The sequence below is a fragment of the Desertihabitans aurantiacus genome (assembly GCF_003344635.1).
Taxonomy (GTDB): Bacteria; Actinomycetota; Actinomycetes; order Propionibacteriales; family Propionibacteriaceae; genus Desertihabitans; species Desertihabitans aurantiacus.
The window spans coordinates 39,081-57,365 of sequence record NZ_QPKK01000001.1 but is presented as its reverse complement, the minus strand read 5'-3'; the positions used below and the strand labels follow the sequence as shown (position 1 = coordinate 57,365).

At 70.4% G+C, this 18,285-nt stretch carries 17 protein-coding genes and 1 pseudogene; 7 read left to right on the top strand and 11 right to left on the bottom strand.

Features of this window, described 5'->3' with window-relative positions; all coding sequences use genetic code 11:
• The first annotated feature begins 52 nt into the window (after nucleotides 1-52).
• On the top strand, nucleotides 53-610 hold the full coding sequence (locus tag DVA66_RS00325; protein ID WP_114558219.1) for a uridine kinase family protein: 558 nt from the start codon (nucleotides 53-55) through the stop codon (nucleotides 608-610).
• Between the two features lie 264 nt (nucleotides 611-874).
• Here the strand turns inward: DVA66_RS00325 and DVA66_RS00320 are convergent, their stop codons facing one another.
• The 5 genes from DVA66_RS00320 to DVA66_RS00300 all read right to left on the bottom strand — a co-directional run bounded on the left by DVA66_RS00320 (nucleotide 875) and on the right by DVA66_RS00300 (nucleotide 3,788).
• The gene (locus DVA66_RS00320) at nucleotides 875-1,255 is read right to left on the bottom strand and encodes a phosphotransferase (protein ID WP_114558218.1); all 381 of its coding nucleotides are present in this window, start codon (nucleotides 1,253-1,255) and stop codon (nucleotides 875-877) included.
• A 551-nt stretch (nucleotides 1,256-1,806) separates the two neighbouring features.
• The gene (locus DVA66_RS00315; protein WP_114558217.1) at nucleotides 1,807-2,337 is read right to left on the bottom strand and encodes a GNAT family N-acetyltransferase; all 531 of its coding nucleotides are present in this window, start codon (nucleotides 2,335-2,337) and stop codon (nucleotides 1,807-1,809) included.
• A gap of 297 nt (nucleotides 2,338-2,634) precedes the next feature.
• Nucleotides 2,635-2,856, bottom strand: a complete 222-nt coding sequence (locus DVA66_RS00310) for a helix-turn-helix transcriptional regulator (protein WP_114558216.1) — start codon at nucleotides 2,854-2,856, stop codon at nucleotides 2,635-2,637.
• A 9-nt stretch (nucleotides 2,857-2,865) separates the two neighbouring features.
• Nucleotides 2,866-3,255 carry a hypothetical protein gene (locus DVA66_RS20690; protein ID WP_157973735.1) on the bottom strand — a complete coding sequence of 130 codons (390 nt, stop codon included), beginning with the start codon at nucleotides 3,253-3,255 and terminating at the stop codon, nucleotides 2,866-2,868.
• 176 nt (nucleotides 3,256-3,431) lie between these two features.
• Entirely contained in the window at nucleotides 3,432-3,788 is a 357-nt protein-coding gene (locus DVA66_RS00300) for a hypothetical protein (RefSeq protein WP_114558214.1), read from the bottom strand.
• A gap of 774 nt (nucleotides 3,789-4,562) precedes the next feature.
• Between DVA66_RS00300 and DVA66_RS21855 the strand changes: the two genes are divergently transcribed.
• Nucleotides 4,563-5,051, top strand: a complete 489-nt coding sequence (locus DVA66_RS21855) for a phosphotransferase enzyme family protein (protein ID WP_114558213.1) — start codon at nucleotides 4,563-4,565, stop codon at nucleotides 5,049-5,051.
• On the top strand, nucleotides 5,051-5,467 hold the full coding sequence (locus DVA66_RS21850; protein ID WP_157973734.1) for a phosphotransferase enzyme family protein: 417 nt from the start codon (nucleotides 5,051-5,053) through the stop codon (nucleotides 5,465-5,467). Before DVA66_RS21855 ends, DVA66_RS21850 begins: the two co-directional genes overlap by 1 nt.
• A gap of 420 nt (nucleotides 5,468-5,887) precedes the next feature.
• Here DVA66_RS21850 and DVA66_RS21845 read toward each other — a convergent pair whose 3' ends face one another.
• The 3 genes and pseudogenes from DVA66_RS21845 to DVA66_RS00280 all read right to left on the bottom strand — a co-directional run bounded on the left by DVA66_RS21845 (nucleotide 5,888) and on the right by DVA66_RS00280 (nucleotide 7,873).
• Complete coding sequence (locus tag DVA66_RS21845) at nucleotides 5,888-6,265, bottom strand: SDR family NAD(P)-dependent oxidoreductase (protein WP_269801576.1); 378 nt, start codon at nucleotides 6,263-6,265, stop codon at nucleotides 5,888-5,890.
• A 122-nt stretch (nucleotides 6,266-6,387) separates the two neighbouring features.
• A pseudogene (locus tag DVA66_RS22060) lies at nucleotides 6,388-6,606 on the bottom strand (SDR family NAD(P)-dependent oxidoreductase); the annotation flags it as partial.
• Nucleotides 6,607-6,640: 34 nt separating this feature from the next.
• Entirely contained in the window at nucleotides 6,641-7,873 is a 1,233-nt protein-coding gene (locus DVA66_RS00280) for an MFS transporter (protein WP_157973733.1), read from the bottom strand.
• 93 nt (nucleotides 7,874-7,966) lie between these two features.
• Here DVA66_RS00280 and DVA66_RS00275 point away from each other — a divergent pair, with 93 nt between their 5' ends.
• On the top strand, nucleotides 7,967-8,809 hold the full coding sequence (locus DVA66_RS00275; RefSeq protein ID WP_114558210.1) for a LysR substrate-binding domain-containing protein: 843 nt from the start codon (nucleotides 7,967-7,969) through the stop codon (nucleotides 8,807-8,809).
• A 908-nt stretch (nucleotides 8,810-9,717) separates the two neighbouring features.
• Here the strand turns inward: DVA66_RS00275 and DVA66_RS00270 are convergent.
• Nucleotides 9,718-11,550: an ABC transporter ATP-binding protein gene (locus tag DVA66_RS00270; protein ID WP_114558209.1), complete on the bottom strand. Its 1,833-nt coding sequence runs from the start codon at nucleotides 11,548-11,550 to the stop codon at nucleotides 9,718-9,720.
• Nucleotides 11,547-13,274 carry an ABC transporter transmembrane domain-containing protein gene (locus DVA66_RS00265; protein ID WP_114558208.1) on the bottom strand — a complete coding sequence of 576 codons (1,728 nt, stop codon included), beginning with the start codon at nucleotides 13,272-13,274 and terminating at the stop codon, nucleotides 11,547-11,549. Before DVA66_RS00265 ends, DVA66_RS00270 begins: the two co-directional genes overlap by 4 nt.
• A gap of 193 nt (nucleotides 13,275-13,467) precedes the next feature.
• Between DVA66_RS00265 and DVA66_RS00260 the strand changes: the two genes are divergently transcribed.
• From DVA66_RS00260 to DVA66_RS00250, 3 genes are read left to right on the top strand one after another with little or no spacing between them, the layout of a single operon-like run.
• A complete protein-coding gene (locus DVA66_RS00260) occupies nucleotides 13,468-14,475 on the top strand; it encodes an ABC transporter ATP-binding protein (protein WP_114558207.1) in 1,008 nt (335 codons plus the stop codon).
• On the top strand, nucleotides 14,468-15,328 hold the full coding sequence (locus tag DVA66_RS00255) for an ABC transporter permease (RefSeq protein ID WP_114558206.1): 861 nt from the start codon (nucleotides 14,468-14,470) through the stop codon (nucleotides 15,326-15,328). Before DVA66_RS00260 ends, DVA66_RS00255 begins: the two co-directional genes overlap by 8 nt.
• Nucleotides 15,325-16,194, top strand: a complete 870-nt coding sequence (locus DVA66_RS00250) for an ABC transporter permease (RefSeq protein ID WP_157973732.1) — start codon at nucleotides 15,325-15,327, stop codon at nucleotides 16,192-16,194. Before DVA66_RS00255 ends, DVA66_RS00250 begins: the two co-directional genes overlap by 4 nt.
• 211 nt (nucleotides 16,195-16,405) lie before the next feature.
• On the opposite strand, the gene DVA66_RS00245 is transcribed toward DVA66_RS00250, so the two are convergent.
• Nucleotides 16,406-18,256 (bottom strand): gamma-glutamyltransferase family protein, encoded by a 1,851-nt coding sequence (locus DVA66_RS00245; RefSeq protein ID WP_232821649.1) that lies wholly within the window; start codon nucleotides 18,254-18,256, stop codon nucleotides 16,406-16,408.
• Between the last annotated feature and the right edge of the window lie 29 nt (nucleotides 18,257-18,285).

Below are 18,285 nucleotides of genomic sequence, written 5' to 3'. Positions count from 1 at the left end.
GCAGTCGTCCCTACGGGTGTTCAGTCGCTGACCCTCGACCTAGCCTGCTCGCATGCCCGGATCGAGTGACCCGATCGTGGCGGCCATCGCCGAAGCCACCCTCGCCGCAGAGCTGGACGGGGTTCGCATCGTCGGGATCGACGGCCCCTCCGGCTCGGGGAAGAGCACCCTGGCCGTCCCCCTCGCCCGGGCGCTCGATGCGCCACTCATCCCGGTCGACGACTTCGTCTCCTGGAACGACTTCGCCGGGTGGTGGCCACGCTTCGAGCAGCAGGTGCTGGACCCGCTGTTCGATGGTCGGGACGTCCGCTACCAGCAGCGGGACTGGACCGACTGGACCGGCGACACCCTGGGTCCGTGGCGAACCGTGCCGTGGGCTCCCGTGGTCGTCGTCGAAGGGGTGACCTGCACCCGCGCTGCGATCTCATCGCGCCTCGCCTGCCGGGTGTGGGTCGAAGCTCCGCCAGCGGACCGGCTGCGCCGTGGCCTCCAGCGGGATGGGCAGGAGCACCGGGGCCTGTGGGAGCGGTGGATGCGGGAAGAAGCGTCCTTCTTCGCGAGCGACGGCGCAGCCGGACGCGCTGACTTCCGGGTGAGCGGTATCCGCTGACCCTGAGCCGCTCCGCGGTCGCCATCGTGCGCTTGGTGTTTCGAGCTGGGGTCTCGATCAGCCGTGGATGAGCGTGCTCCCCAGACCGCCTGCCGTTGTGTCAGTCGGCGATCCTCGACCCCGCGCAGCATCCAGATCGGCGTCGAGCCACATGCGAAGCGAGGCGGGCTCGATCTGTACGCGAAGTTCCCGTCGAGCAGTTCAGCGACACTGAGCAAGCCACCGAGGCCCCGGTAGACGAACAGGCGCCACCGCCAGTCATCCTCAAGTGCGTACGCTCTCGTATGCGCTGAGGAACGCCTCGGTCACTGTTGTCGAGCTACTGAGCACCGACAGAGCTTTGACAAGGTCGAAGACCGGGTCCCACTCCCTCACCATCTCGAAGTCGATGATGAACGGGGTGCTGGCGTCGGAGAAGAGGACGTTTCCCAGGTGCAGGTCCCTATGCACCAGGGACGGGCGCTCGATGCCGATGCTGCTGGTCAGGCGCCGGAGGCGATCAGCTGCCCGCTCTGCGAGCTGAGCTGCCTCATCCGCTCCGTTGACGGATCGATCTGCGTTGGACACCTCGTCGGCGGCGATGTCGATCGTTCGCAGTCGACCTCTTCCCACGACGCGTGAAGCCCTCCTGCACCGTCGATCCATTCGACGTCAGGCTCCACAGGCACCGCATGCAGGCTGTGCCGTGGTCGCCCCGAACAACTCGACATGACCCAGCTTGGCGTCGAGTCCGGCGCTGCCAGCAACTGAATCAGCCAGAGACCGACCCGGCCAGAACTGCAGAATGGAAACCTGTCGCCCCCCGAAGTCCTCAGCTGCCCGGTCGAGGGCGAGTAGCCGCGGCGTGGGGAAGCCGCACGCAGCCATGAGTGTGTGCGCGTGCGTAACCGTCGATCTGTCGAGGATCCTCCTCGGGGATATTCCTGACTTTGACCAGGACCTGCTCACCCTCACCGGAGAGCCGCCACACGTCGTTGGCGTACCCGCTGGCTCCGGAGATCACGTGACAGCTCTGCCAGCGCAACTCCCGGCAGGTGAAAGCAACCACGCGGTCTCGCAGCCCCATCTCGCGATCCACCACTACGCAGTCCCGTCGTACGGCCGATGCCGAACGGTGAGTCCCCCGTGCCTCGCATCACACTTCACGTATGGGGCGGTTCTCGTCGACCTCCTCGGCGATCTGCTCCGAGATGCCTTCATGCAGTAGTCGCCGCGAGGAAGGCAGGCGGGTACCTGACGCGCCCTGCCAGCTGCCGGTAGGACGTCAGCGGGCGAAGCTGTCCGGCTCCTGCTGGTGCTCCAGGGGGCAACGGGAAGCGGACGCCGTGGATCCGTGCGTCCTGGAAGCCGAACCGGCCGTAGAACCCCGGCGACCCTTCCAGCAGCAGGAACGGGGCGCCAGCGAGGTCGACGGCATCAGTGATCGCGCCGATCAGCGCCGAGCCGGCCCCGCGCCGCTGGTGTCCGGGCAGGACTGCGAGGGGGGACAGGTGCGGCACGTCGACCGATCCACCGCCGTCGAGGTCGAGGAATGTCCAGCTCGCCATCCCATGACCGATCAGCTCGTCGTCACGCTCGATCACCCACGACCACCCTGGCACGAACTGCGGGCTTGAGCCGATCGCAGCCGGAAGCCGGCCGTGCAGATCTGAGGCGAACGCTGCTCTGTGGACGTCATAGATCAGGTCCTGGTCGTCGTCGCGCTGCAGACGGCATATCATCGCCATGCCTGATCTTGATCCGTGCCGGCGAACATGGCGACTGGTTATGGGCAGCCGGTGTACGCCATCCGGCACGGCAGCGGCGTAGACCTGGTGACGCGCGGGCTCGCAGCAGTCTGGCTCGGAGGCTGCTCTCGCGTGCGATGAGGGGTCGGCTGGTGAAGTCCTACCCCCACGTCCTGCCGCTAGCAGACGCCGTGCCCCAACGCCCACCGGTCCGAGGCGCTCGCTGGCGCCGCGCTGGTGTGGGCACCGCGAGCCCAGACACCGAGCACCGCTCAGCAAGGCCGCGAGGTGCGCGGGTCACCCCGCGGCGGGACCGTCGGGCAGGTGGTCGGCTGGAGTGAAGATCTGCTCGATCGGTCGGCCGAGCACGCGGGAGATGGTGAAGGCGAGCGGCAGGCTGGGGTCGTAGCGCCCCTTCTCCAGCGAGTTCACGGTCTGGCGTGACACTCCGAGCTGGGCGGCGAGGTCGGCCTGGGTCCAGCCGCGGTCGAGGCGCAGGTCCCGGATGATGTTCTCCACCGCGGTGCCTCAGTACCGGAGCCGGGCGATCAGGGAGCCGACCGCCCAGGACAGCCCGTAGACCGGCCACACGAAGATCCACGACAGCGGCGGCGCCCCGGCCAGCTGCAGGAAGCCGTAGCCCAGCGTGGCCAGCGAACCGAGGGCGAAGCCGATCGCCAGCGACTCCACCACGATCCGGCTCTGCAGCTCGTCGCTGCGGCGGATGAAGCGCAGCAGCGCCCACGCCACGCCGAGGCCGGGCAGCACCGGCAGCACCATCAACGGCCACCGCCAAGGTGACGTCTCAAGAGCAGGGAGTGCCAGGACTGCGATCAGCAGCAGGACGACGTACGCCGCGATCGCCACCGCGAGTTCGCGGTGGTAGGTCTTCGCAGGAGTGACAAGTGTCTTTGACATGCGCCCAACGTAAAGCATGCTTGCCACTCATGACAAGTGTGCTTTACTCAGGTCGGGCCTCAGCGCCATCATCCGCACCGGCTGGTCCTGCGGTCGAACTGGATGCAGTCCAGTAGCAGGTCCTGTCCTGCGCCGACTTCCGCAGCTGCTCTTGTCGGGCCCGGGCGCTGATCGCTCTAGCCCGTAGGGCGGCAGCAGCCTCCGAGCTCGCGGCTGTCCCCTCGAAGTCGGAGCTTTCCGGGGCGGGTCGGATCGTCGACCTCCACGATGAAGCCATCGCCCAGCTGCTGCGCCACCTCTTGGGCCAGTGCCACACCGTGGTGAGCCAGTCGGTCGCGGGTGTCGGTCGGGCTGTCGCCGTGCTCGGCGTAGGCGCGGTAGTGCTCGTTCGCCCACTCCTGCAGCCGAGTGACCAGGGAGGGGTCCAGGCGCGCTTCCTCGTAGGGGACCGGCCCGTCGTGCCACAGCTCCGACTCTGCCCAGCCGGCGAACAACCGGATGAGGACCTCAACGCTCGATGAGTCCTCAGTCATCGGTCACCACTGGCGCCCCCTCGTCGCCCAGCCACGGCCCCATGGTGCCGCCCTGAAGTAGCTGGGCCAATGGGGTGGTGTGGGCTGTGGCGGGAGTCGCCGCATTTCTCGCTGGATTGTCGATGCGGGAGGTTGGCTGGGAGCGTTCCGAGATGCCACCGCTCGGACATCCTGGGCGCCACGCATTCGACTGTTCAGTGACGGTCGTCAGTGGACCGCGGATCTCGTCACCACGCGCGGCATGACTAATCCCGGACAACGGCCCGCCATCACCAGCGAGGTGGCCATCGCGAAGAAGGTCCGCCTGTGGACTGATGCAAGCCGGGTCGATAGGCAGCGATGCTGCTTCAGTGCTTCCCTCGAAGGGGACTCGACGGTCTACCGTCGTCCTTCTTCGCCGGGTACGGCAAGCGTGTTTCACCCGATCTGCTGTTCGCCTACCGGGTCGTCGGGTGCCTCGGCTGGTTGCGTAGCGATGAGTGGTCGTCCTGGCAGTCCAATCCCGAGGTTCCCGAGCCGGCCCGCCATCGCCTCGGGCGCTGGCACTCCCGACTCCTCGCCTGGGCGACCGAGGAGTCACCCGAGGCGGCACAACGCCTGCTCCGATGACCGATCGGCGTGCTGACGCCTGCGGAGGGATTCCTCAGCGGGCTGTGATCCTATAGCGCACTCCGACGACAGAATGTTGGTGCGGGCACGCCCGGGCGGCCCGTACCTTGCACACCTGTGAGCACTTCGTCGCCGACGAGCCCCTGGGCCAGGTCCCTCCCGTCGGTGGCCACCGCGATGGAGCTGGTCGCACACAACTACTCGATCCAGCCCTCTGCCGCCACCCTGGTGCGCTCGTTCATGAACGACGTCTACCGCATCGACACCGGGACCGATACCTACGTGCTGAAGGTCTACGGAACGGGACGGCTGGAAGCCGACGAGGTCCGCTGGGAGCAACAGCTGGCCCGCTACCTGGTCGAGGCCGGTCTGCCGGTGGCAGCGGACGTCGCGACGACCACCGGGAGCTCGGCCGGAGTCTTGGAAGCACCGGAGGGACCGCGCTGCTTCACGTTGACCCGATGGGTTCCTGGCAGCAAGCCACAACCGCCATGGAGCGACGGCTTGTACCAGTCGGTCGGTGCCGCCCTCGCCCGAATCCACAATGCCGCCGACGCGTTCACCAGCACCTATCCGCGACGCAGCGTGCGACGAGGTGACGAACCAGAACGGTCAGTGCGGTGCTTCACCCCGGGAGCACTCAGCAGCGACTAGTGCAGCGCAGCGCCGCCGCAGCGCGAGCCGAGCTGGAGCGTCTGGCTGACCAGGGCCTGCGATGGGGTCTCCGACACGGCGACGCGTCGCTGGACAACATCCACGTCGACCAGGACGGCATCGTCTACTTCTACGACTTCGACCTCGCCGGACCAGGCTGGCAGGTCGAGGACTTGGCCGGAGCATTGTCGACTGCCTTCGCCGACTCGTTCCTGCAGGGCTACGTCGACGAGCGACCACTGCCCGAGGTCGAGCTGAGGGCGCTGCCCTGGCTACGGATCCTGGCCCACATCGACAACCTGAAGTTCCACCTCATCGACAAGCCGGCCACGATGGGGTCGGCCACACTCACCGAAGGATGGGTCGATCGAGCGTTCGAGGGACTGGCTGACGCCGCCCGCGACGCCGGCTGCTGACCCTGCACAGTCCCCACGGGTCGCACGGGCGGACTCGACACCGCGACGCTCAAGGGGGCCCCTCACTGGCCCAGGCCGTCCAGTCGGTGACCGGCACCCCACAAGGCGAGCGGATGCACGTATGCCCCGCACGGTGAGATGCACGGTGATGGGGCGACAACTGCAACCTGGCAGAGCCGAGCAGGGATACGTCACAGATCGCGTGATCCTCCGGAGCCGGACCAGTGACGATGGTTTTCGAGCGGTCTCGCCAGGTCGGCGACACGCTGGCTCAGAATCGCCGCTCGAAAGTCGTGTGACCCACGCCACCTTCTTTTCCGATCAGAGGTTTCGAGCAGGCGACTTGCTGGGCGCCAGTAGCGCGACGCCCCCCGTGTGTCAGTAGGGGATCGTCCTCAGGGCGTCCACGCCTCGCTTGAGTCAGAGACCGCCGGCCACGCGCAGCACTGTGCCGGTGGTGTAGCTGGCGTCATCGGAGAGGAGCCAGGCGACTGCGCCCGCGATCTCCTCGGGTTGTCCCGCCCTGCCCAGGGGGATGGATGAGGCGACCTTCGTTGGACGGTCCGGGTCGAGGTGGAAGTCGGTCCAGATCGTGCCGGGCTCGACGCAATTCACGCGGACGCCCGATGGTGCAAGCTCTTTCGACAGCCCGACGGTGAGGGTGGCAACCCCTGCTTTCGCGGCGGCATAGTGGACGTAGGTTCCCGGACTGCCGCTCGTGGTGGCAGCCGACCCGAGCAGCACGATCGACCCGTGCGCTTCCTGTAGACGTGGCGCAGCGGCGCGGCAGGTGAGCACGGGACCGAGGAGGTTGACCTCGAGGTCGTGGCGAAGAATCGCAGGGTCGAGTGACGGGGGATCCGACCGCGTACCGCTCCAGCGTTGGCGACCACGCCGACCAGCCGTCCGACGGCCTCCGCGAAGTCGAGAAAGGAGTCAAGGGACTGAGGGTTGGTGACCTCCACGGCATGGGTAGACGCCAGAGCGCCCAGTTCACGCACGAGGTCATCCGCCGTGTCCTTGCCGGAGCGATAACCGACGACTACTGCGTAGCCTTCTCCGGCAAGACGGCGAGCGATCGCCGCTCCGATGCCTCGCGAGCCTCCGGTGACAGCAATAACCCGAGCGCCCCTGTTCATGGTCTCGATGGTGGCCTTTCCCGTACTCGGCATCTCAGTCGGTTCCTCTCGCTGATGTGGTCGGTGGTTGGTGGCGGCGAAGAGCAGTCCAGGCCACGAGGGCGAGGGTCGCGGTGAACGCACCAAGCATCAGGGTGGCGGCGGCGGCTCCCCACTCCGCCGCAAGTGATCCGGCGATCACCGTGCCGACTGCGGAGGCTCCGAGGTTGAGGCTGCCGAGGATGGTGAAGATGCTGCCGCGAGCCGGGGGTGGCGTTCGAGCGAGGCGGATCTGTGCGCACAGGAGCATGAGCGGCGCCGCCCCTGCGGCTGCGCCGAGGATGGTCGCGCCGAGGACGACGGGGCTCGATGCCAGCCAGCAGATGGTGCACCCGGAGGAGAGCAAGAGCAGCAACGAGAGGGCGGGACGAGAGAAGTCGGCCTGCACGATCCGCCGGCTGGCGAAGGCGCCCAGTATCGATCCGGTGGCGGACAGCGCCCACATGAGCCCACCGTGATCGGGGCTACCGAGAGTCGCGGCGCTGAGCAGTGGAAAGAGGACGACGTAGAAGCCGCTCAGTCCCGTCCAGAGGGTAGCGATGACTACCGATGCGGTGACATCCCGTCGGTCGCGAAGCACCGTCCACCCCTGGACCCAGGCGCGCCGAAACGACGGGATACTCGATGCCGAAGGTCGTCGGTCGAGCACGGTCGTGGCCAGGACGAGAACGGTCGCTACCGCGGTGAGCAGTACCTCGATGAGCACTGCGAGGTCAGCGCCACCCGCGGCGGCGAGGGTGGCACTGAGTAGCGGGCCGATGATGAATGCGGTGTTGAAGCTCACCGACTCCAAGACGTTCGCCGCGGGTAGTTGTTCAGTAGTCACGAGTTCGGGGATCGCGCGGGTGAATCCGCCTATCGACCACGGCCTGGTCGCGCCGTATGCAACCGCGAGTGCCGCGCATGCCAGCGTCGGCAGCTCGCCCGCTCCGATCAGCAGCCCGGCCAGGGCGAGCACGCTGGTCCCTTGATCGATGGCGATGAGAAGCCGTGGGTGGGCCACCGAGTCCAGCCATGCGCCGAGGAGTGCGCCTGAGAGCGCGGCGGGGATCGTTCCGGCCGCAACGATCAGCGCCGCGGTCGCTGGGTTGTCGGTGCGCTCGAGGAACAGCAGGAACACCGCGACGCTGAACATCGTGCCGGTGATGCGCGACAGTGTTGCGGTGACGAGGTAGAGGGGGTACCCGGGGCGCTGGAACACGTGCAGCACGGAACTGGTCTCACGCACAGTCTCAGAGTGGCGACGAAACGTATGCACCAACAAGCGCAACATCAGCGATAGGTTGTTGCGCATTGCGGAACTAGTGGGAGAGGAGGGGCGGTGCGTCACGTCGATGAACTTCGCGTCTTCCTGCGACTATGCGATTCGCTGAGCTTCCGGCGCACGAGCGAGACCGAGCACGTCAGCGCATCGACCCTGACGCGTCTGGTGCAACGACTCGAACGCGACGCTGGTGAACAGCTCATTGAGCGCGGGCCACGCGGAGTCGCGATCACGCAGGCGGGCCTGTCCTTCGCGGAGTTCGCCGCGACCACGGTCAGCGCGTGGGAGGCCCACCAGAGCGGACAGGGCCCGCGACCGGCCATGTTCGGTCATATCAAGATGCACACCACACCAACTGCCGCCGCCCTGCTGGTACCCGACCTCATCCGAGTGCTCGTACTCCGGCATCCCGATCTCGCCATCGACCTGGAAACCGGCGACGCGGTGTCCGCGCTGCCACGGATCCTCGAAGGATCGAGCGACATTGCGATCGTCCCCGTCCCCGACCACGTGCCGGAGGGTCTCGCGATCAAGCCACTCACCACGACCCCGGTCGTCTTCGCCGCCATCGCAGAGCTGATGGAAGCGCCGATCGCGCGTCGCCGGTATCTGCTACCCGCTGCCGGCCTCGCCCGAGAGCGAGTCAACGCATGGTTTCGTGACCTCGGTGTAGTTCCCGACATCATCGCCGCTCCCGCGAGCCACGAAGCCGTGTTATCGCTGGCCCGCGCCGGTCGAGGCGTCGCCGCGCTACCCGAGCTGGTCATCACCGCGGCGCCCAGCCCCCACCTCGTCGTTGAACACCCTCAAACGGCCCTGCCAGACCTCACCATCGCGTTGTGCGCACGCCAAACAACCCTCGCACGCCCCGCCGTCGCCGCCCTCTGGGCGCAAAGTTAGCCACGCCCCCGCTTGCGGCGTTCTCGTCTTCCCATAGCTTTCCTTCGGCGGGCCAGGCGCTTGGTAAGTCACGAGGCGGGAGCCGACCACCTCGAACAAGAAGCCTCCGAAACCGGGCTAGCAACAGCTGAGCCACAGCGATCGAAGCCTTAACTTCCGCAGCGCCCGATAAGCGGTCCTTCCAGCTCGTGTGGCGCAACCGACTCGCGCGCCGCGCCATGGCCTGAGCCTGATGCACGTTTACCCCGCACGATGAGATGCCCGGTGGCGGGGTGACAACTGCAACGTCAGGAGAGTCGCCCGGGGATACGTCACGGATGGCGTGCCCCCCTAGAGCGAGCCAGTGACGATCGGTTTCGAGCAGCCCTAGCGGTAGCGCGAATCGCCGTTGCAGAGCCGTGCGAAAACCGCGCTCACTGCACAGGTTGTCCCGAGAGGGCAGCACGGGCGACTTCTGAGCAGCGAGTCACGTGTGCCTGAGTCGGGTTACGCACGAGTGAGCACGGTCGACCCGCACCCGGCTCCTGGATTCGACGCTTCCTGGAGGGTCGCTGAACTTGACCCACGGATGCGGTTCGCACTCGCCCACCGACTTCGTCTGCTGCATCATGATCGGCGCCCGCTCCCGCTGACTCGACGAGGAGCGGATCGTCACTGATCACGTCTGCGAATCACGGGAGCGGATCGGGCTGGAGAGTGGTGGCCTCAGCTGAAGGCCTGAGGCGCCACGGTGTGGAGCTGGACCGACTCAGCCGGCGGTTCCCCGGCTGGTGGCCCTGGTCAACGAAGTCGGGGGTGCCGGATGTGCAGCTCCGGAGCGGAACCGTGTCGTTCGGCACCCTCAGCCGGACGGCTGCTGGCCACATGGTCGCCGCGGTTGCACAGTTCGAGCGCGGGCCGACCCCGCTTCAGGCGGTGGCGTCCCGGCCCGAGGCCGTCCAGGTGCGCCACAGCCGGGCGTACATCCCTTCGGCCGCGACCAGCTCGTCGTGGTGGCCCAGCTCGACCGGACGGCCGTCGGCCATCACGAGGATGCGGTCGCAGGCGCGCGCCTGGGTGAGGCGGTGGGCGACGACGACCGCTGTCCGGCCGGCGAGGAGCTCCTCGGCGACCCGCTCGAGGTCGCGGGCGCCGGCGCTGCTCGCCTCGGCGGTGGCCTCGTCGAGCACCACCACGGGTGGGTCGCGCAGGTACAGCCGGGTCAGGGCCAGGTGCTGCTCCTGGGCCGGGGTGAGCGGGTACCCGCCGGCCCCGACGACGGTGTCCAGGCCGTCCGGCAGCGCCCGCGCCCAGGTCGCGGCTCCGGTGCCGTCCAGCGCCGCCTCCAGCTCGTCGTCGGTGGCGTCGGGCTTGGCGAGCTGCAGGTCGGCCCGCAGGGTCCCGGCGAAGACGTGGCTCTCCTGGCTGACCAGGCCCACCAGCGAGCGCAGGTCGACCTGGTCGAGATCGGCCAGGTCGAGCACCGTGCCGGGGTCGTCGCCGTCGACCAGCTCGACCGTCCCGGCCGACGGGGGGAAGACGCCGGCGGCGATGGCGGCCAGGGTGGTCTTGCCGGCGCCGCTCTCGCCGACGACCGCCAGCGAGGTGCCCGCCGGGACGACCAGGTCGATCCCGTGCAGCACCTCGTGGCCATCGTCGTAGGCGTGCCGGATGCCGGTCAGCCGCACCGTCGCGGTGGACAGCCGCGGCGGGCGCACCCGCGAGGTCGGCGGGTCCATCCGCGCGACGCCCACGATCCGGGCCAGCGCTGCGGCTGCTCGCTGGACGTCGTCGAAGGACGTCAGCAGGAGGCCGAGCGGCCCGAACAGGCGGTGGAACAGCAGGGCGGCCGCGGTGACGTCCCCGACCGTCACCAGGTCGGCGCGGACGAGCAGGAAGCCGCAGGCGACCAGCGCGCTGAGCCCGACGGCCTCGGCGGCGTTCATGGTCCAGGCGAAGCCGGCGAAGGCCCGCCGGGCCCGCAGCGCCGCGGCCAGACCCGCCTCGGACGCACCCTGCACCCGGTCGGTCTGCAGCTCGCCCATGCCGTAGGCGTGCACCGTCCGGCTGCCGTGCACCGACTCCAGCAGCACGCGGGAGCGGGTGGAGGCACGGGACCGCTCCTCGGCGTACAGCACCGCAGCCCTCGGCAGGTAGGAGCGCAGCGAGAGCACATACACCGGGACGACGGTGAAGAAGGCCAGCGCGAGCCGCCAGTCCAGCGCGGCGAAGGCGACCACGGACACGCCCACCGTGATGAGGGAGTTGATGACCGCCGAGATCGTCGGCACGGACCGGGTGAACACCTCGACGTCCTCGGTCACCCGCGTGCTGACATCGCCCACGCCGGCCCGTTCCAGGGTCTGCGGCGCCATCCGCAGCGACCGGTCGACCACCCGCTCACGCAGGTCCGCCGCGATGGAGGCGCCCAGCCGCTCGGCCTCGCGCAGCGCCAGGCTGGTGAGCACCGCACCCACCACCACCGCCGCGGCCACCGCGACCAGCAGCGGCGTCAACGCGGCCCAGACGTCCGTGCGCCGATCCACCGCCGCGAGCACCACGTCGACGATCCGGCCCAGCAGCACCGGGGTCGCGATGGTCGCGATGCTGCCCACCACGGCGGCCACGGTGCTGGAGACCACCAGACGCGGCAGCGCGAGCGCCGCCCGGCCGACGGCCGCCGCAGTGTCCCGCCCGCTGGCCACCGGCAGCTGGTGGTCCCGGGTCGAGCCGGCTCCGGCGTCCTGCCCCCGCGCGCTCATCGCAGCACCACCGACCGGTAGGCGTCGACGGCCAGGAGATCGGCGTGGGAGCCGGTGGTGGACGAGCCGTCCGCGTCGACGAAGAGCACCCGGTCGCACCGGCTCAGCAGCAGCGGGGAGGTGGTGAGGACGGCGGTGCTGCGCCGGCCGGCGCGGACCCGTCGCAGACCGGCGGCGATCGCGTCCTCGGTGACGGCGTCCACCGCGGAGGTGGGGTCGCGCAGCACCAGCACGTCCCGGTCGGCCAGCAGGGCGCGGGCGAGCGCGACCCGCTGGCGCTGCCCGCCGGAGAGGTTGGCGCCGTGGTCCAGCAGGGCGATGTCGGCCAGTGCAGGGCCGGGACCGGTGGCGTCGGCGTGGCCGGTCAGGTCCTCCACCCGGAGGGCGGCGGCGTCGAGGGCCGCCGGCAGCTCGACCTGCCGCTCGGCACCGCCCCCCGTGTCGAGGGCCGCGGCGAGGGAGCCGCCGAGCAGGTGCACCGCGTGCGGCTCGACCAGCAGCCGGGAGCGGACGGCGGCGGGCGGGAGTTCGGCGACGGCGACGTCGCCGAGGCAGACCGTGCCCGCCGTCGGGGCCCGGGAGCCGGCGAGCAGCTCGCTCAGCGTGTCGGCGGTGGCGACGTCGGTCGTCACGACGCCCAGGAGCTCCCCCGGCGCCAGGGTCAGCGACAGCGGCCCCAGCCCGTCGTCGACGACGGCGGTCAGCTGGAGCGGCCCGTCCGGTCGCTGGTCGTCCACCGCGGCCTGGGACGCGGACGGGGTGAGCAGCTCGGCGACCCGGCGCCCGCTGGCCCAGCTCACCGCCAGCTCCTGGACGGAGCGGGTGATGTGACCGATCGGATCGAGCAGGAAGGTCGCCATGCCGATGACGGTGACCAGCTCGGCCAGGCTGATCCGTCCCTCGACCGCGTAGCCCGCGGCCACGGCCGCGGTCAGCACCACCAGGGCGCCGGTGGCGAGCCGGCTGGTGGCCCCCACGACCGCGTTGGAGCTGGTGGCCCGGACCGTCGCGTCCAGCGACAGGCGGCTCGCCGTGCGGTAGCGCCGGACGGCCTCGGCCACCCCGCCGAACCCGCGCAGCGAGCGGAGCCCGGTCAGCAGGTCCGAGGCGACGGCCGCCGAGAGCCCGACGGCCTGCTGGCGGGCGCTGAGCCGGCGCTCGAGGTACGGCGAGAGCAGCCGGACACCGCCGACCAGGACCGCCAGCATGACGAGGACGCCGAGCCCGAGGACCAGGTCGATACGCAGCAGCACCACCGCGGCGACCGTCAGCCCGACCGTGGACGCCAGCAGCCCGCCGACGGTCTCCATCAGCTGGGTCGCGCCCTGGGTGTCGGAGCTGGTGATGGACAGCAGCTCACCGGCCTGACGGTCCCGACCGACGGTGGGGTCGCCCAGGATGCGCCGGAGGACCGCCACCCGTTGCAGGTGGGCCTCGGTCACCGCCGCCTTGCCGATCAGGTAGTAGCCGTAGGCCGCCGCGCTCGCCAGGACTGCGAACAGCAGCAGGATTGCGCCGACCCCGAGCAGGATGGCGGGGACGCTGGAGGTGGCGACCGCGATCCCGATCACATAGCCGGCCGCGACCGGGACCAGCGCCTCGCAGACCTGGTGCGTGGTAGCCAGCAGGTAGCCGAGGACGAGCGGGCGGCGGTGCCGCCGGAACATCGGACCCCACAGCGGGGAGCGGCCGGTCGCGGCGGCAGGCGGCGTGCGGCGCTTCACTGCATCCTCCTCGGTGACCGCAGGGCTGGCCCGGGGCGGGATCGCGACGCGTGGTCGGTGCCGGTCGGCGGGCAGCTGGAGCGTAGCGGGTGGTGGCCGCGCCCATCCCCGGGTTCTGCCGGTGGGGCGGACGGAGCCGGAAATGGCTCGGAGCTGTCGGACCCCGGCGATAGCGTTCGGCGCAGGAGGTGCGATGACCGCGATCACCGTCGACCGGCTGCACAAGACCTACCTCGTGCCCGAGCGCGAGGGCGGGTTGCGCGCTGCCGTCGGGGCTCTGGTGCGCCGCCGCCGGCGCGAGGTGCACGCGGTCACCGACGTCGGCTTCACCATCGAGCCCGGTGAGGTGGTGGGCTTCCTCGGGCCGAACGGCGCCGGCAAGACCACGACGCTGAAGATGCTGTCGGGTCTGCTGCACCCCACCTCGGGCACCGCCACGGTGCTCGGCCACGTCCCGTGGGAGCGCGACCGCCGCTACCTCGGCCAGATGGCGCTGATCATGGGCCAGCGCAACCAGCTGCAGTGGGACATCCCGGTGCTCGACTCCTACAAGCTCAACCAGGCGGTGTTCCGCATCCCCGACGCCGACTTCAAGGCCCGGGTCGAGGAGCTGAGCGAGCTGCTGGCGCTGGAGGAGCTGCTGCGCAAACCCGTCCGCAACCTGTCGCTGGGTGAGCGGATGAAGTGCGAGATCGCCGGCTCGCTGCTGCACGCCCCGCAGGTGCTCTTCCTCGACGAGCCGACCATCGGGTTGGACGTGGCGATGCAGCGGCGGATCCGCTCCTTCGTGGCCGAGTACAACCGGCGCACCGGCGCCTGCGTGATGCTCACCAGCCACTACATGGCCGACGTCGAGGCGCTGTGCCGGCGGGTCATCGTCATCCACCACGGCCGGCTGCTCTTCGACGGGGCGCTGGAGGAGCTGGTGCACCGCTTCGCCGGGGACAAGACGATCAACGTCGAGCTCGCCGACGAGCACCCGCTCGACCCGGCGGCACTGGGCCCGCTGGTGGACGGACACGCCGTGGAGCGCTCGGCCACCGGCTTCAGCGTCCGGGTGCCCAAGGCCGAGACGCCCCGGGTGGCCGCGCGGCTGCTGGCCGGGCTGCCGGTGAGCGACCTCGTCATCGAGGAGCCGCCGATCGAGTCGGTGATCGAGCAGGTCTTCGAGGCCACCAGCGCGGAGGTCGACGGTGGCTGACGTCGCGACCCGGCCGGTGTCGGGGCGTCCGGACTTCTCGAAGGTCTCGTTCGGCGCGCTGCGGCGCTACTACGTCGGCGAGTTCGGGGCGTCGACGGCCAACAACCTGGCCTACCGCGGCGCCGTGGCGATCTGGGTGGTCACCACCGTCATCCAGCCGATGGTCTCGATCGTGGTCTGGCGCACCGTCGCCGGCCCGGCTGGAGAGGTCAACGGGTTCACCTCAGCCGAGTTCGTCACCTACTTCGCCATCACCATGCTGGTGGACCACCTCACCTTCATCTGGCTGATGTGGGAGTTCGAGTGGCGGATCCGCACCGGGGCGATGTCGCCGCTGCTGCTGCGCCCGATCCACCCGATCCACAAGGACGTCTGCGACAACCTCAGCTACAAGGTCATCGGGCTGGTCGGGGTGCTGCCGGCGATGGTGCTGCTGGTCATCGGCTTCGGCGGCGACGTCTCGGGCATCGGCGTGGTGCAGGTGCTGACCTTCCTGCCGGCGCTGGTGCTCGCGATGGCGGTGCGGTTCCTGCTCGAGTGGGTGCTGGCGCTGTCGGCGTTCTGGCTGACGAAGGTGTCGGCGCTCAACAACCTCTACTTCTCGCTGTTCCTCTTCCTCAGCGGCTCCTTCGCCCCGCTCGCGGTGCTGCCCGAGGCCGTGCGCACCCTCGCCCACGCCTCGCCGTTCCCCTGGATCGTGTCCTTCCCGGTCGAGGTGGCGCTGGGGCGTCGGACCGGGGCCGAGGTGTGGGTCGGCTACCTCGCCCAGCTGGGCTGGATCCTGGTGGCGCTGGTGCTGCTGCGGGTGGTCTGGCGGCGCGCCGTCCGCGTCTACTCGGCGGTGGGCTCGTGACCGGCGAGCGGCTCGACGCGGACTGGACGTCCGGCCCGCGGCAGGCGCCGGGGGAGGGCGGGCTGGCCGGGCTGGTCCGCCACGACCTGCGGATCCTGCGCACCTACCTGTCGCTCGGCGTGCTCAACCTCGTGCAGTACCGCTCCGACTTCGTCCTCTCGGTGGTCAACGCGGTGATCACCCTCGCGACCCAGGTGCTGGGGCTGTCGGTGGTGTTCGGCCAGACCACCGACCTGGCCGGGTGGGGGCCCTACGACCTGCTCGTGCTGATCGGCGTGCACTTCCTCATCGGCGGCGTGCTCGGGCTGGTGGTGCGGCCGTCGATGGAGGCGATGATGGAGGGCATCCGGCTCGGCACCTTCGACTTCACCCTGGTCAAACCCGCCGACTCCCAGCTGCTGGCCAGCGTGCAGGTGGTGCGGCCGCAGGCGCTGGTGGACGTCCTCGTCGGGCTCGGGGTGGTGGTGTTCGGGATGACCCGGGTGCAGGCCTCGCTGTCGGTGGTCGACGTGGTGCTGTCGCTGCTCACCCTGCTGTGCGGGCTGGTGGTGGTCTACAGCTTCATCCTGGCGCTGAGCACGATGGCGTTCTGGTTCGTCCGGCTCGACAACGTGCTGGCGATCTTCCAGTCGCTGTTCGGCGAGGCCGGGCGCTGGCCGGTGACGATCTTCCCCGGCTGGCTGCGGATCGTGCTCACCTTCGCCGTCCCGGTGGCCTTCGCCGTCACCGTGCCCTCCGAGGCGCTGACCGGGCGCCTCACGTACACCTCGGCGCTGAGCGCGGCCGGGCTGGCGCTGCTGTTCTTCGCCGCCTCCCGCTGGTTCTGGTTCTTCGCGCTGCGCCGCTACACCGGCGCCTCGGCCTGACCCCGCCCGCACCGGACGCCACCACAGCGCCGAGCCGACCACGGCGCCGAGCCGACCACAACGCCGAGCCGACCACAACGCGCGAGCCCACCACAACGCCCTGAGCCTGTCGAAGGGCGGGAGCTCGCGCTTCGACAGGCTCAGCGCGCTGGGGATGGGTCAGCGCGCTGGGATGGGTCAGCGCGCTAGGGATGGGTCAGCGCGCTGCGGCTCAGCGGCCGGCGGCGTAGCCCTGCATACCGCGCGGGTTCGCCGCGGCCAGCAGGACGCCGGTGTCGGGGTGGCGGGCGACGGCGCTGAGACGTCCCTCCGACCACGGTCCGCCCAGGGTGACCCGGTGCCCGCGGGCCTCCAGCGCCTGCACGGTCGAGGCGGGTACCCGGCTCTCCAGCACCAGCGAGGCCGGCTCGTAGCCGCGCGGCCAGAACGAGTTGACCAGGGCGTTGGTGTGCCAGTTCGAGGCGTCGATCGCACCCTGCAGGTCGAGCACCCGGTCCTGGGCGAAGCGGGCGAGCACCCGGAGCAGGAAGTGGGTGCTCCACTGGTCCTGCTGGTCGCCGCCGGGGGTGCCGAAGGCCAGCGTGGGACGTCCCTGGTAGGAGGCGAGGCTCGGGGTCAGGGTGGTGCGCGGGCGCCGTCCGGGGGTCAGCGTGTTCGGCAGGCCGTCGTCCAGCCAGGCCATCTGGAGCCGGTTGCCGAGCGGGAAGCCGAGCCCCGGCACCACCGGGTTCGACTGCAGCCAGCCGCCGCTCGGGGTGGCCGAGATCATCGTGCCCCAGCGGTCGACGACGTCGAGGTGGCAGGTGTCGCCGCGGGTGGTGCCGTCGGCGTCCACCGGCGGGGCCACGGCGTCGGGCTGCTCGGGGCGGACGTCCCCGGCGTGCTGCACGGTCGGCTCACCCGACCCGGCCCCCGTCTGGGCGGCCACCTCACCGGCGAGCAGCCGCCCGATGTGGGAGGCGACGACCGGCTCGCGGCCGGCGAGCGTCCCAGGACGCCAGTCGGCCGAGGCCTGCTCGCCGACCAGGGCGCGACGGGCCGCGGTGTGTCCGGGTGAGAGCAGCGCATCCAGGTCCACCGGGGCGGCGTCGCCGTACCAGGCGTCGCGGTCGGCCATGGCGAGCTTGGTGCCCTCGACCAGCCGGTGCAGGGTGGCGGGGTCGTCGACGTCGAGACCGGCGTCGACCCCGTCGAGCAGGGCCAGCTGCTGCAGCATCACCGGACCCTGGCTCCAGGCGCCCGCCTTGTGCACCGTCCAGTCGCCGACGTCGAGGCTGACCGGCTCCTCCCAGCTGGCCTGCCAGCCGGCCAGGTCGTCGCCGTCGAGGGTGCCGGCGTGCGGGGTGCCGGAGGAGTCCATCGTCTCGGTGCGGGCGGTCGCGACCAGCGCCTCGGCGACGAACCCCTCGCGCCAGCAGCGCCGGGCCGCCTCGATCTGGGCGTCGCGGTCCGGGCCGGCCGACTCCGCCTCGGCGAGCAGCCGCTGCCAGGTGCGGGCGAGGTCGGGGTTGCGGAAGAGCCGGCCGGGCTGCGGCCCGTCCCCGCCCAGGTACACCTCGGCCGAGGAGGTCCAGTGCTCGGCGAACAGCTGCTCGACGCTGCGCACGGTGGCCGCCACCTGCGGCACCGGCACGTGGCCGTGCTCGGCCAGCCCGATGGCGTGGTCGAGGACGTCGCGCAGGGGCCAGCTGCCGTGGTCGCGCAGCAGCAGCAGCCAGGCGTCCACCGCACCGGGGACCGGCGCGGCCAGCGGACCAGTGCCGGGGACGAGGTCGAGCCCGAGGTCGCGGTAGTGCGCGGCGGTGGCCCCGGCCGGGGCGACACCCTGCCCGCACAGCACCTTCGGCGGCGCGCCCTCGGCGCTGATGATCAGCGGCACCTCCCCGGCGGGCCCGTTGAGGTGCGGTTCGACGACGTGCAGCACGAACCCGGCGGCCACGGCGGCGTCGGCCGCGCGTCCGCCGCGCTCGAGCACCGACATCGCGGTGGCGCTGGCCAGCCAGTGCGTGCTGCCGACCATGCCGAAGGTGCCGGACAGGGTGGGGCGGGTGGTGAACGACACGAGACCTCCTCGACGACGCCGTCCACTAT

Excerpts from the sequence above, each read along its gene's own strand:
- DVA66_RS00325 (WP_114558219.1), top strand. The coding sequence starts at position 53 with ATGCCCGGATCGAGTGACCCGATCGTGGCGGCCATCGCCGAAGCCACC.
- DVA66_RS00320 (WP_114558218.1), bottom strand. The coding sequence starts at position 1,255 with ATGGATCGACGGTGCAGGAGGGCTTCACGCGTCGTGGGAAGAGGTCGA.
- DVA66_RS00315 (WP_114558217.1), bottom strand. The coding sequence starts at position 2,337 with ATGGCGATGATATGCCGTCTGCAGCGCGACGACGACCAGGACCTGATC.
- DVA66_RS20690 (WP_157973735.1), bottom strand. The coding sequence starts at position 3,255 with ATGTCAAAGACACTTGTCACTCCTGCGAAGACCTACCACCGCGAACTC.
- DVA66_RS00300 (WP_114558214.1), bottom strand. The coding sequence starts at position 3,788 with ATGACTGAGGACTCATCGAGCGTTGAGGTCCTCATCCGGTTGTTCGCC.
- DVA66_RS00270 (WP_114558209.1), bottom strand. The coding sequence starts at position 11,550 with ATGAGCGCGCGGGGGCAGGACGCCGGAGCCGGCTCGACCCGGGACCAC.
- DVA66_RS00260 (WP_114558207.1), top strand. The coding sequence starts at position 13,468 with ATGACCGCGATCACCGTCGACCGGCTGCACAAGACCTACCTCGTGCCC.